Source organism: Aliivibrio sifiae, from assembly GCF_002954715.1.
Taxonomy (GTDB): domain Bacteria; phylum Pseudomonadota; class Gammaproteobacteria; order Enterobacterales; family Vibrionaceae; genus Aliivibrio; species Aliivibrio sifiae.
In genome coordinates, this window is sequence record NZ_MSCP01000002.1 from 394,543 (window position 1) to 406,661 (window position 12,119).

Consider the following 12,119-nt stretch of genomic DNA (forward strand, 5'->3'; position numbering starts at 1 on the left):
TTATGACTGGATTTTGGAATATATGGGTCATTAGTCTTACTGTTATTTTCTTAGCCTTAATGGTCTATGTGGTGATTAAATATTGGCGAACTAATCACCTTGCCGATAAAGACAAAACCATTGATTCATTTGATGATATTGATGAAAACGATGGGCCACCACCACGCATCATGTTCGTTGGGTATTTTGTTGCTTTTGCTTGTTCTTTGGTATTCCTCGTTTTATATCCGGGACTTGGGAGTTGGCAAGGATTATTAGGATGGGAACAAAGTGATGATACGGTGCAAGAGCACAATAAATCCTTGGATGAACAAATAGCTCAATTAGGTGAGACAGATTTAACGGTACTCGCTGCCGAATCTAATATTGTGGCTTCTGGCAAAGGGCTATTTCAAACCCACTGCGCTGCTTGTCATCGTGCTAATGGGCAAGGACAAAAACACTTTCCTAATTTAATTGATAATGTGTGGTTATATGGTGGCTCTGATGACGCTATTTTGCATTCAATTAAAAAGGGACGTTATGGGGCAATGGCAGGGTGGATAAATATTCTTCCTAAAGAGGACATTCAAAACATCTCTTACTATCTTGCTTCTCTGCAACAGCGACCACTAAATGCCCCTTCAGTCAAAATAGATCTTGGTAAAACGGCATTTATGAAAAGTTGTATTGCGTGTCATGGTGCCGATGCAAAGGGGAATCAAGCGATTGGTGCACCAAATTTATCTGATAATGTGTGGTTGCATGGAGGAAGCATTGAAGAAATACAGCACACGATTAATTATGGTTTGAATAACATCATGCCCGCGTTTGAAGATCAATTAAGTGACAACGATATTTTAGCGTTAGGCGCATTTATTACGTCTCAACGTATTGCTTACGATGAAAAAATGGCCGCAATTCCAAAAGAGGAACTAACCCAAGGTGAATACCTCGCTTATGCTGGGGATTGTGTTGCTTGTCATAGTGCCGAGGGAGGAGAACCTTTTGCGGGAGGGCTGCCTTTTGTTACGCCATTTGGGACCGTGTATTCAACCAATATTACGCCTCATTATACCGAAGGAATTGGTGATTACAGTTATGAAGAGTTCAAAGCAGCACTTTATGATGGCAAGGGAAAACATGGCTATCTGTACCCTGCCATGCCTTATACGTCTTATCAATACGTAACTGAAGAAGATGTAAAAATACTGTGGGATTACTTGCAATCAATTCCTGCGGTTTCACGTCGTAATGACGACAATAGCATGATGTTCCCATCAAATATTCGCTTAGGACTATTGGGGTGGAATATCGCCTTCATGGACAGAGACCCTCTTGATTTAACCAGCAACATACCTGAAGGGTCAACAAAAGAAGAGGCGGATATTTGGGCTCGTGGTAAATACTTAGTCGCGGGGCTTGGGCATTGTTCGGAGTGTCATACTCCACGTAATATTGCTCAGGCATTAGAAACGGATAAGATCTTCCAAGGTAATATTATTGATGGTTGGAATGCGCCAGATATTTCATCTCGTGAGTTGTATCAAGATCGTTGGGATGTTAAGTCACTGACTGATTTCTTACATACTGGGCATTCAGATAAAGGGTCTGCGTTTGGTGGTATGGCTGATGTGGTTAAAAATAGCACCAGCTTTATGACTCGTGAAGATGTGGAAGCAATGGCGACGTATCTATTGGTGGGTGATGAGAACAATACTATTCCGCCAAATACGAAGCAGCTGCAACCAACAGGATTCACAGAAGAAGCCAAACAATCTGATATGTATCCTTTATTTGTATCAACCTGCGGTGCGTGTCATGGAGAGGATGGTAAAGGGCGAGATCCTATTGCACCTACACTGTTAAATAACGGTATTATCATGCACCGAGACCCATACAATACCATTGCGGTGGTTATTCGAGGATTAGAACCAAGTTATCTCAATGAAGAAAGAAACTTTATGCCGATGGTGAGCTTCCAAAATATATTAACGGACGCACAGTTGTCTGAATTGATTTCTTTTATTCGTAACTACTTAGGAGATCGCACTGAGGTTGTGACGATAGAAGAAGTAAAAGCGGTGCGAGAGAAGCTTCAACAAGCTGGTTATGCGGGTAATTTTCATACCACGCCTGACATGTATGACAAACGAGACCGTAATATTAATGTGGAATAGTTACTTTTAGAACAATAAAAATAGAAAGATGAAAAAATGGGTCGTTGATAGATAATATCAACGACCCATTTTAGTAAAGGCAGAGAGTAATAATTAATTTATCTTTGTATTACGCCACTGCTTTCACTTCATAGGTACTTTTCAATCTTAATGCGACATTTACTAAGGCAATTAATACTGGCACTTCGATTAGAGGCCCAATCACACCTGCAAATGCTTGATCTGAATTCAAACCAAATACCGCAATAGATACCGCAATGGCTAACTCAAAGTTATTGCCTGTTGAAGTGAATGCGATAGATGCATTTTTATCATAAGGGATCCCTATTTTCTTACCGATAAAGAAGCTAGAGAAAAACATCAAAATAAAATAGATTGCTAATGGAATAGCAATACGTACCACATCCATTGGTAGCTCAAGGATCATTTCACCTTTTAAGCTAAACATAAGAACAATAGTACCTAGCAGCGCAATCAATGTAATAGGTGAGATTTTTGGAATGAAAACCGTGTTGTACCATTCTTCCCCTTTTTTCGTGACCAAGATTTTACGGCTTAAAAATCCAGCAAGGAAAGGGATACCTAGATAAATCAGTACACTTTCGGCGATATCCATCATTGAAATATCAACCACCATGCTCTCATAACCAAACACCGGAGGAAGTACACTAATAAATAACCACGCCATAAAGCTATACGTTACGATTTGAAATGCAGAGTTAATCGCCACTAGTGCTGCGCCATACTCTTTATTGCCGCCACCAATATCGTTCCATACCAATACCATCGCAATACAACGAGCAAGACCGATGAGAATAATACCAACCATGTAGCCAGGGTGATCACCTAAGAATGTTAACGCAAGAATGAACATCAGAATAGGGCCAACAATCCAGTTCATGATCAATGATAGAGTAATGGCTTGCTTGTCTTTAACTACAGTACCTAATAGGTTGTAGTTCACTTTGGCAAGTGGTGGGTACATCATTAAAATTAGACCAATAGCCAAAGGAATATTGGTTGTGCCGACTGACATAGATTCATTCCATTCTGCAACTTGAGGGAATTGAACGCCAATAAGAACACCGATAGCCATCGCTAGAAAAATCCATAGTGTTAAGTATCGATCAAGAAAACTGAGCTTAGGTTGCATAAAACCTCCTTACGGCTTTATCTAGTAAATGATTAATTTAATAAATAGAGTTATATTAATCGATTATCGTCGAATTACGATTGATATAGCTAAAAATAATCACGTTCTTATTCATACTAATTATAGGATCTAAATAAGTAACGTGATGATGTTTAAACTTGTTATGTTGGTAATTACATTAAAATTTGATTCGTTAATTGATCAAATTGAGCAATGCACTCTCGGTTAATTCGGTAACACATTTTTGGTGGTATTGATTCGGCAGTAATAAATCCTGCTTGCTTCAATACGCGTAAATGCTCTGATACGGTTGATTGTGCTAAGCCGAGTTCAGAAACTAAATCACTGTTTAAACAGCCACCTGATTTTTCTAATGTTGATAAAATCTTCAGAATACGAACACGAGCAGGGTGAGCTAATGCTTTAGCGAGTATCGAAAATTCTTTCTCTTGCTTCAGATCTTGCTCTGAAGTTGAAAAGGTACATTTGTCAGTCAGTTGGCATTGAGTTCTCATTATCAGCTCGTTGGTTAATCGTAAAAACACGATTAATATAGTCGGATTAAAAAAGAAGATCAAGTCATGAAGGTTGGAAAATGAAATTTGTTGCAAAGAAAAAGTGATCAAACTCTAAAGTTGTTCGTTAAATAATCAAATTGTCACAAGTTTTCGACATTACTCCCGATACAGTATTTAGGTAAATAATCATTTTTATGAGGTCGGTAAATGCTAAATGGAATCTCAACTCAATCAGCGGCATATACTTATGCAAAGCCTACTGCTAACTTGAGTTTAGTCCCTGTATCGACCTCATCAATGAATACGATTAAGGTTCAAGATAATAAGGTATCGTTATCCAATGAAGGCAAAGCATTATTGTATGCTTTACAAGAAATTGAACGAGACAATCAATTTAACAAACAAGAAAATGCAGACGTGACTGAGCAAGTCGAATCTTTTGCTCATGGTGCGTTGGGCATGGACCATCCTGATAAAATTGAAGAGGAGAATGATACTTCTTATTCAGCAGGTCAGTATGTATCAGCAGTCTTAACAGTTGGTGGTATTTTATTGGCTTTAGCTTAGTCCTGATGTAGATAAGTAGTTGTATTTATTTCTGTAGGTGTCGTAAGGTAGGAGGATAACTTATTTTATGGATAATACTTATGGCTAGACTCGGAATAGCAATACAAGCCTTATTGGCGGTTTCAATTTTTTATTTAGGTTACACCATTTATTCTTTTACTCATTCAATTAATACGGTTGTTGAGCGTTACCCTGAATTAATGGACGAGGTAAATAAAACGGCCGATAAACTGGAGATTGAACAATGGCTATTGCTTGCTCAACACATTGAAGAGTTAAGTCCACAAGTATTGACGTTAGTTGATGAGGTTAAAAATACAGTTAATAGCGTAAATCAAACAGTAGCTTCGGTAGACAGTAAAATCCCTCTTATCCTTAATGAAGTAAAGTCTATTAGAACTGAATCCTTGCCTGACGTTATCACGGTAATGAATGTGGTAAATGAAAAGACAGTCCCAACCGCATTGGTAGAATTAAAACATTATCGTGAGCAAGTTTTTCCTAAAGCGTTTGTCGAGAGTAAGGGATACCGCGTGACTACCATTCCGGCTATCATCAAAGAATCTGAAAGATTACGTAAAGAAGTTCCACCTATTATGCTAAAAGCGGATCAGATTATTGATAAGACGGAAGATCTTTCTCAGCAAGCGACTCAAGGAGCTGTAAAAGGGGTGATTATGTCTCCGTTTAATTTATTGAGAGAAGCCGGTACAGAGATTCAATCTAAAGTTAAACAATAGATCTGAAATAAACAGTAATAAAGAAGCCGATTATTTGATCGGCTTTTTTGTTACTGTTTATTAAAACTAATGTGTTAGTTATCTGTGATTTGAATTTCCGTAGAGAATTTGATGGTTCTTAGTGAGATAGAAGTGTGAAATTTACGTATATTTAAATCAGTATGAAGTACACGCTCTACAAAATGCTCATAGGCTTGTATGTCTTTAACTATGATGATCAACATGAAATCGTAATTTCCAGATATTTTATAACATTGGGTTACTTCTGGTGCTTTTGTTATTGATTGACGGAAATTTTGATATATATCACCTCGATCTCGCTCCATTTCTACAGAGACCAAAAAGGTCAGTTTCTTTCCTGCCAATTCAGGGTTAACGATTGATACGTCCCCAATAATTACGTCACTATCTCGTAATCTCTTAATACGCTTTAAACAGGCAGGAGCAGATAAGCCGACAAGCTCGGCTAATTCAACATTAGGAATTCGATTATTTTTTTGTAATTGAATTAAGATATTACGATCAATTCTGTCCAATTCCATAATTTCTTATAAATCCATTTAGAGTGCTTAATATTTCTTATGATAAATTAAATAAGAAATTAACTGTAGGTTTTGTAGCTAATTTTGAAATATTCATCACGATTAAATTGATAGAATAGAGTCTTCTTATATTCACATATGGACGTGATATGACTCCTTTTCTTCATTTTTTTAATACACTCTTTCGAGATATTATCAACGTAATATGGACGCTATTTAAGATTATGATCCCAATCATTCTTCTTATTAAAGTCGTGGAAGAGATGGGAGGGATCGTACTTCTTAGCAATCTATTAAGTCCCTTAATGGAAACTGTCGGTTTACCAAAGGAGATGGGCTTAGTATGGGCAACGACGTTATTAACCAATATTTACGGTGGGTTAATTGTTTTCATTAATACTGATATGCCATTAAGTGTGGCTCAAGTCTCTATATTGGGCAGCATGATGTTATTAGCCCACTCGTTACCGATTGAAGCTGCGATAGCGAAAAAAGCAGGGGTGAATTTATCTATGACCTTACTTATTAGGATTGGTGGTAGTTTTGTTCTTGCGTGGTTACTTCACCAAACTTACCAAACGGGTGATTACCTTAACCAACCAGCTGTGACTTTATGGCAGCCCGATGCTGTAACCGATACGAGTTATCTTGCATGGGGAATCGGACAACTTAAAAACTTCGGGGTTATTTCTGGGTTATTGTTTACGTTGAAAATTCTGAAATTATTTGGAATTGAGAAACTGATGGCGGTTTTATTAAGGCCTTTTTTAAAAATACTAGGGATCAGTAAAGAGGCGACCAACTTAACCATTATTGGCATTACACTAGGGTTATCGTTTGGTGGGGGCTTATTGATTAATGAGGCCAAAACAGGGCATATACCAGCAAGAGATGTATTTACTGCTATTATGTTACTCAATTTACTGCACAGCTTAATAGAAGACACGTTATTGATTCTGCTCATCGGTGCAGATTTTAATACAATTTTCTGGGGAAGATTAGTATTTTCTGTTGTTGTGATTTCAGCAATTTCAGCGGGAGTAAGAAGATTGAACCCTCAATTGTGTGAAAAGTATTTCTATCGAAGTGTTGTATCTGTAAAAAGATAAGTAGTTATAAAAATTCACCATAGCATTTTAAAAAATTGAATGTTCTTAGATGCCATTAAGATGTAGAGAGCGTCTGTAATAATAGTCGGCCACTTGTCATTGGTAGCTGCATGAAATTGCTTGAATATAAAACAGAAAGATCCATTATTACACTTTTTTACGAAGACGGAACTTTTCTATATAATTCGAGTTACCTTAATATCACTTTGTTATTTTTAGAAAATAATAAGAAGCACACGTCTAAAATGGGTATGAATATTCTTAACTTAATAGATTCTTCTTGGATTGAAAAATATGAGTCGCTGATACTGGATAATTATTTTGACAGTGATAATGAGTTTAAATAAAAACGCCGCAGAGTAATGTTTGCGACGTTTTTTTGTTATTTATTAAAATAGATTATAACTTACCAACTGTTGCCCAAACAGCAGCTAACACGTCTTGGCCAAAGGCAATGCTTCGTTCTGGAGACCAACCGTAAAGTTCATCAGCATGGCTAATATGATCTTTAAATGGCATCTCAACGGTATAAGAAAGACATTTGAATTGCTCGCCCACCCAGTTAGAACCAACGGTTAAATTTGCAGTGCCCGGTGCATCTTTGTCGTAACCAATCTCGTCTTGGAACTCAGGAGTAATAGTTAGTAGCGCTTGTTTAAAGGTATTCTCTAATTCAGCAATACGTTCATTGTAAGAAGGAAGGCCTTCACTACCTGCAACGAAGTTATATGGAATGGCTTCATCACCGTGAATATCTAAGAACATATCTACGCCAGTTGCTAACATACGTTCACGAACTAAAAATACTTCAGGTGATCTTTCCATTGATGGCGTTTGCCATTCACGGTTTAAGTTCACACCAATAGCGTTAGTGCGTAGATGCCCACGGATGCTGCCATCAGGATTCATGTTAGGAACGATATGGAAAACAGAGGTATCAAGTAGGGCACGACCAACGGTGTCAGTTTCATCTAATAGGCGTGATAATAAACCTTCAATGAACCATTCCGCCATTGTTTCACCAGGATGTTGACGACCAGTGATCCAGATGTTCTTCTTACCTTCGGCTGGCTCACCAATAGTTAGTATACTGATGTCATTGTTATCTAGTGTCACACCAAGTGTTTCTAACTGACAGCTGTGGTGGGTTTGTGCACCGTGCAGTAAGTCTTGATGGCGATCGTACGAGTAAGGTGCAAAGTATGCGAAGTACATTGAACGGTACTCAGGCATCACATTAAAGCTAAGCGTATCACCATCAAATTCAGTTGGAATGCGGAACCATTCTTCACGATCATAAGAAGCAACAACATCATAATCTTGCCAGCCTTCTGGATAAGCTGATTTTGCAAGATCTAGGATTTTAAATGAATGCTGTTGTTGAGGCTGGCTTTCTAAACGAAAGTGAAACCACTGAGCTATCTCAGTTTGGTTATCGGCAGGAATAGTCAGTTGGATATCATCTGGCGTATTTGCCGCTACTACGTGGATATTACCACTTTCAAAATTACTGAATATTTTCATTTATATACTACTCAAATTATAAAAATTATGACCATTAGTTTGTTATTGCAGAAGACTAATTTAAGGTCTCATTTAATACTTTAGCTAAGCGACTTACCGCTTCAACTAACTCTTCAGCATTAGCATTAGTAAAGTTTAAGCGTAGTGCTGACGGTGCGCCTTCTGGTTTTGGATAAAAAACAGGACTTGGTACAACCGCAACGCCATTGGCGATTAATGTTTTTGCTAGTGCAAACGTATCGCAATCGGGAAGAGATAACCAAATAAACATACCACCATCAACAGGGTTTAGTATGCAAGTTTCAGGCAATTGCTTTTTCAGCTCTGCGAATAAAACGTCATAACGTTGTTTGTATAGTGACTGAATTTGTTCCATATGTAGGCCAAAGTCAGGGTGTTTTAATAGACCAACCAATAGAGCTTGCATTGGGACGCTTGAGTGTAGATCTGCCCCTTGTTTTACCTTGATTAATGGCTCTAAATAGCTTTTCTTACCTGTGACTGCACCGATACGTAAACCTGGAGAGGCAATTTTTGAGAATGAACGCAGCACAATAGAATCGTCAGGACAAAAAGTTGAAACCATTGGAAGTGCTTCGCCAGTAAAGCGTAGTTCACGATATGGCGCATCTTCAATGAAAGCGACTTTGTATTTAATACACAACTCAGCCACTTTTTTGCGTGTTTCTAAAGACCAGCATACGCCTGTTGGGTTGTGGAAATCAGGTACTGCATAGAACATCTTTGGTGAATCTTGAATAAAGCATTGTTCTAACTCTTCAAGATTAGGGCCAAAATCCGTTTGAGATACAGTTGCGATGTTTGCTTGAACCAAACCAAAGACTTGCATTGCACCAAGGTAGCTCGGCGCTTCCATAACAACCGTGTCATTTGGGTTGACATAAGCTCGAGCAATAAGATCTAACCCCTGCTGAGAACCCGTACAGATCATTGGCATGTGCGTGTCTGGTAATTGGTACATTTCTGTCAGTAGTTCTAACAGTGGACCGTAACCTGCGGTTGCACCGTATTGAAAGACCTCTGGCATATCAGACAGGCTTTCTAATGTTGGTTTCATTAAATCAATAGGGAACGTCTTTTCGTCTGGTAATCCACCAGCAAGTGAGATGACATTCTTGTCTGTAGCTGCAGCTAAAATCTCTCGGATGTAAGAGGATTGAATTTGTTGCAGTGAATGAGCTATTTCCATATGTGTTCCCATTATTATCTTATTTATTTTATCTCTTGATAGTACAAGGCGTTGATTAACTTTGTTTGTCCGTTTATGCTTATAAATATGTCCATTTATGCTATTTTGAGTTTATGAGTCAACAACACATATCAAGAATTAATGATGTTCTGTTTTATATTCATCAAGACATAAGCCAAGAACTTGCAGCAAAAGACTTAGCTGAAGTCGCCGCTTATTCGGAACAACACTTTCATCGTATCTTTAAACAAGTCGTGGGGGAGTCTATTCATCAGTATATTCGTCGAACACGCATGGAATATGCCGCCAATCAGCTAATGTTTGATACTAAATCAACGGTATTGGATATTGCAAATACCTGTGGATTTAGCTCTCTATCCTCTTTTAGTCGTGCGTTTAAATCTACGTTCGATATGTCTCCGGGCGAGTGGCGTAAACATGATTTACAAATATCAGATAAACCGTATTTGAAAGATCCAGAAATTGCAGCGGGGTACTTAGCAGTTGCAGAGCGAGTTTTGCCCCAACCAAAAATTACAGAGGTTCCAGAGTTATTAGCGGCTTATGTAAGACACGATGGTTATAACCGTTCAATTCGTAATGCATGGTTAGTATTAAAGGCGTGGGCAAATACTGAGGGGAGAGACTTCTCAACTCAATTTGGTTTACATCATTCAAATCCAGCATGGGTAAATCTAGATAAGTGCCGTTACGTGGCATGTATTGCGATAAATAAACCGTTAAAATACCGTGGTGTAGTTAATCAAATGGTGATCCCTGGAGGGTTACATGCTGTATTTAGGTTGCATGGCGTTTATGGTCAATTGTTACCACAAATCAGTACGGTATTAGAGCAATGGTTGCCGGCGTCCGGCTTTAAACTTAGATCAACACCAGCGTATGTTCGTTACCATCAAAACCATTTTCTAAATGATGATGAAGCGTTTGAATTGGATTTTTATCTTCCAATCAGCTTTTATTAGCAAGGTTCGGTTTATGCGGTTTCTTCATTTTGATGTTAGCAACCATGATAGAGAGAATAACTAAGAGCAACGCGCACTTTTGACCGTTAGAGATAGGCTCGTGGTAAATCCATACCGCTAATGCAAGATGTAACGTTGGTTCAATATATTGAAGTAAACTTATCTTACTTAATGGTGTTTTGAGAATAGAAATACTCAATAATAAAATAGGGATGAGTTGTAATGGTGCTGCTCCCATTAAGGTTGCCCAGTTAAATGCAGAAAGTCCATTAGAGTGAATCATGATGTACCATAAGGCAACAGGGGCAAATAAGATGTGCTCAAAGAAAATCGCACCAAACGTATTTAATTTAATCAGTTTTTTGATGGCAATATAACTAGCAAAAGAGAGTGAAATAGCCAAACTTAAAACAGGCAATTGTTGATCTAAATATACATAACTCACAATGGCCAATACCATCAGAAATAAGGCAACTTTTTGTGGTGATTTAAGCTTTTCTTTAAAAAAGACAAAGCTCATAAAGAATACAAAAACAGGCGTAATATAAAACGCTAATGATGCCGCCATGATGTTATTGGTTATGGTGGCGTATACAAATCCTAACCACGATAAATTCATCATGATCCCTGCCACAAATGCAATAGAGATATTTCTAGTCGTACATTGCTTCTTATCTATTAAATTGGGCTTGAAGCAAAAAACAGCCATTAAGATCACTGCTGACCAAAAAATGCGGTTAGATAAAATTAATGCAGGGCTCATGTCTCCTAATTGATGGAAGTAGACAGGAACTAATCCCCATATCATAAAAGCTAAAGCCCCAAAAAATGTATACATAATGACCCTTTCTAAAATTGATAGTAGAGCAATAATTGCGCACAGGTTAGATGGCGCTGATTCTATGCTCTTATTTGAAATTTTGCTATTAAGTTATGCATCCCATATGATGAAAGTAACGATTGCTGATATTAATATAAAGGGATTAAATTATGTCAGAAGAAAAAGCAACACTCTATTATGTATATGACCCAATGTGTTCATGGTGTTGGGGTTATAAACCAACATGGGATAAAGTGAAACAAGCCGTTTCTGAGGATATGAAGATTGTTTATGTTCTTGGTGGGCTAGCGCCTGATTCAGATGTACCAATGCCAAAAGAGATGCAGGTACAAATCGCGTCTTACTGGCAGAAGATAGAAAACTATTTAGGCACAGATTTTAATCATCAATTCTGGGAAACCAATACACCTCGCCGTTCTACTTATCCGTCGTGTCGAGCAATTTTAGCCGCCCGTGAGCAAGGGGCTGAATTATCAATGCTTGACGCTATCCAGCACTCTTATTATTTGAATGCGAAAAATCCAAGTGACAATGACGTTCTTATTGAGTGTGCTAAGACGATTGGATTGGATATGGAGCGCTTTGAATTGGATTTATTATCTCCAGACACACATAAAATGTTATTAGATGAAATCATGTTTACTCGCTCTCTTGGAAAAAGTGGTTTTCCCTCTTTATTTCTAGAGCAAGAAGGCAAGATTACAGAGTTACCAATTGATTATGAAAAGTCAGAAGGAACCGTTGCACTATTAAAAAGTCGTCTATATTAATAA

Annotated in this window: 12 protein-coding genes; 6 read left to right on the forward strand and 6 right to left on the reverse strand. The window is 37.9% G+C overall.

All coding sequences use genetic code 11. From position 1 onward, the window contains the following. Positions 1-2 precede the first annotated feature (2 nt). Positions 3-2,159 (forward strand): cytochrome-c oxidase, cbb3-type subunit III, encoded by a 2,157-nt coding sequence (gene ccoP, locus BTO23_RS13090; RefSeq protein ID WP_105063734.1) that lies wholly within the window; start codon positions 3-5, stop codon positions 2,157-2,159. A 109-nt stretch (positions 2,160-2,268) separates the two neighbouring features. On the opposite strand, the gene arsB is transcribed toward ccoP, so the two are convergent. Together arsB and BTO23_RS13100 are read right to left on the reverse strand one after the other, a co-directional pair. Beyond that, complete coding sequence (gene arsB, locus BTO23_RS13095) at positions 2,269-3,312, reverse strand: ACR3 family arsenite efflux transporter (RefSeq protein WP_105063735.1); 1,044 nt, start codon at positions 3,310-3,312, stop codon at positions 2,269-2,271. Between the two features lie 173 nt (positions 3,313-3,485). After that, positions 3,486-3,827, reverse strand: a complete 342-nt coding sequence (locus BTO23_RS13100) for an ArsR/SmtB family transcription factor (protein ID WP_060992181.1) — start codon at positions 3,825-3,827, stop codon at positions 3,486-3,488. A 210-nt stretch (positions 3,828-4,037) separates the two neighbouring features. Between BTO23_RS13100 and BTO23_RS13105 the strand changes: the two genes are divergently transcribed. Beyond that, positions 4,038-4,397 (forward strand): hypothetical protein, encoded by a 360-nt coding sequence (locus BTO23_RS13105; RefSeq protein ID WP_061003662.1) that lies wholly within the window; start codon positions 4,038-4,040, stop codon positions 4,395-4,397. 80 nt (positions 4,398-4,477) lie between these two features. Then, complete coding sequence (locus tag BTO23_RS13110) at positions 4,478-5,137, forward strand: hypothetical protein (RefSeq protein WP_060992183.1); 660 nt, start codon at positions 4,478-4,480, stop codon at positions 5,135-5,137. Between the two features lie 74 nt (positions 5,138-5,211). Here the strand turns inward: BTO23_RS13110 and BTO23_RS13115 are convergent, their stop codons facing one another. Beyond that, positions 5,212-5,679, reverse strand: coding sequence for an Lrp/AsnC family transcriptional regulator (locus BTO23_RS13115; RefSeq protein ID WP_105063736.1), 468 nt, complete (start codon positions 5,677-5,679; stop codon positions 5,212-5,214). A gap of 149 nt (positions 5,680-5,828) precedes the next feature. On the opposite strand from BTO23_RS13115, the gene BTO23_RS13120 reads away from it, so the two are divergent. Beyond that, positions 5,829-6,788 carry a hypothetical protein gene (locus tag BTO23_RS13120; RefSeq protein ID WP_105063737.1) on the forward strand — a complete coding sequence of 320 codons (960 nt, stop codon included), beginning with the start codon at positions 5,829-5,831 and terminating at the stop codon, positions 6,786-6,788. Positions 6,789-7,187: 399 nt separating this feature from the next. Here the strand turns inward: BTO23_RS13120 and BTO23_RS13130 are convergent, their stop codons facing one another. Next, entirely contained in the window at positions 7,188-8,312 is a 1,125-nt protein-coding gene (locus BTO23_RS13130; protein WP_105063738.1) for a M14 family metallopeptidase, read from the reverse strand. Positions 8,313-8,367: 55 nt separating this feature from the next. Beyond that, positions 8,368-9,522 (reverse strand): aminotransferase-like domain-containing protein, encoded by a 1,155-nt coding sequence (locus BTO23_RS13135; RefSeq protein ID WP_061003670.1) that lies wholly within the window; start codon positions 9,520-9,522, stop codon positions 8,368-8,370. Between the two features lie 113 nt (positions 9,523-9,635). On the opposite strand from BTO23_RS13135, the gene BTO23_RS13140 reads away from it, so the two are divergent. Beyond that, on the forward strand, positions 9,636-10,505 hold the full coding sequence (locus tag BTO23_RS13140; RefSeq protein ID WP_061003673.1) for an AraC family transcriptional regulator: 870 nt from the start codon (positions 9,636-9,638) through the stop codon (positions 10,503-10,505). Here BTO23_RS13140 and BTO23_RS13145 read toward each other — a convergent pair. Further along, a complete protein-coding gene (locus tag BTO23_RS13145; protein ID WP_061003675.1) occupies positions 10,492-11,343 on the reverse strand; it encodes an EamA family transporter in 852 nt (283 codons plus the stop codon). The two genes, BTO23_RS13140 and BTO23_RS13145, sit on opposite strands and share 14 nt — an antisense overlap. A 152-nt stretch (positions 11,344-11,495) precedes the next feature. On the opposite strand from BTO23_RS13145, the gene BTO23_RS13150 reads away from it, so the two are divergent. Further along, on the forward strand, positions 11,496-12,116 hold the full coding sequence (locus BTO23_RS13150; protein WP_105063739.1) for a DsbA family protein: 621 nt from the start codon (positions 11,496-11,498) through the stop codon (positions 12,114-12,116). Positions 12,117-12,119 lie beyond the last annotated feature (3 nt).

Bases quoted from the DNA above. Each gene is read 5' to 3' on its own strand.
- ccoP (WP_105063734.1), top strand. From the start codon at position 3: ATGACTGGATTTTGGAATATATGGGTCATTAGTCTTACTGTTATTTTC.
- arsB (WP_105063735.1), bottom strand. From the start codon at position 3,312: ATGCAACCTAAGCTCAGTTTTCTTGATCGATACTTAACACTATGGATT.
- BTO23_RS13100 (WP_060992181.1), bottom strand. From the start codon at position 3,827: ATGAGAACTCAATGCCAACTGACTGACAAATGTACCTTTTCAACTTCA.
- BTO23_RS13105 (WP_061003662.1), top strand. From the start codon at position 4,038: ATGCTAAATGGAATCTCAACTCAATCAGCGGCATATACTTATGCAAAG.
- BTO23_RS13110 (WP_060992183.1), top strand. From the start codon at position 4,478: ATGGCTAGACTCGGAATAGCAATACAAGCCTTATTGGCGGTTTCAATT.
- BTO23_RS13115 (WP_105063736.1), bottom strand. From the start codon at position 5,679: ATGGAATTGGACAGAATTGATCGTAATATCTTAATTCAATTACAAAAA.
- BTO23_RS13120 (WP_105063737.1), top strand. From the start codon at position 5,829: ATGACTCCTTTTCTTCATTTTTTTAATACACTCTTTCGAGATATTATC.
- BTO23_RS13130 (WP_105063738.1), bottom strand. From the start codon at position 8,312: ATGAAAATATTCAGTAATTTTGAAAGTGGTAATATCCACGTAGTAGCG.
- BTO23_RS13135 (WP_061003670.1), bottom strand. From the start codon at position 9,522: ATGGAAATAGCTCATTCACTGCAACAAATTCAATCCTCTTACATCCGA.
- BTO23_RS13140 (WP_061003673.1), top strand. From the start codon at position 9,636: ATGAGTCAACAACACATATCAAGAATTAATGATGTTCTGTTTTATATT.
- BTO23_RS13145 (WP_061003675.1), bottom strand. From the start codon at position 11,343: ATGTATACATTTTTTGGGGCTTTAGCTTTTATGATATGGGGATTAGTT.
- BTO23_RS13150 (WP_105063739.1), top strand. From the start codon at position 11,496: ATGTCAGAAGAAAAAGCAACACTCTATTATGTATATGACCCAATGTGT.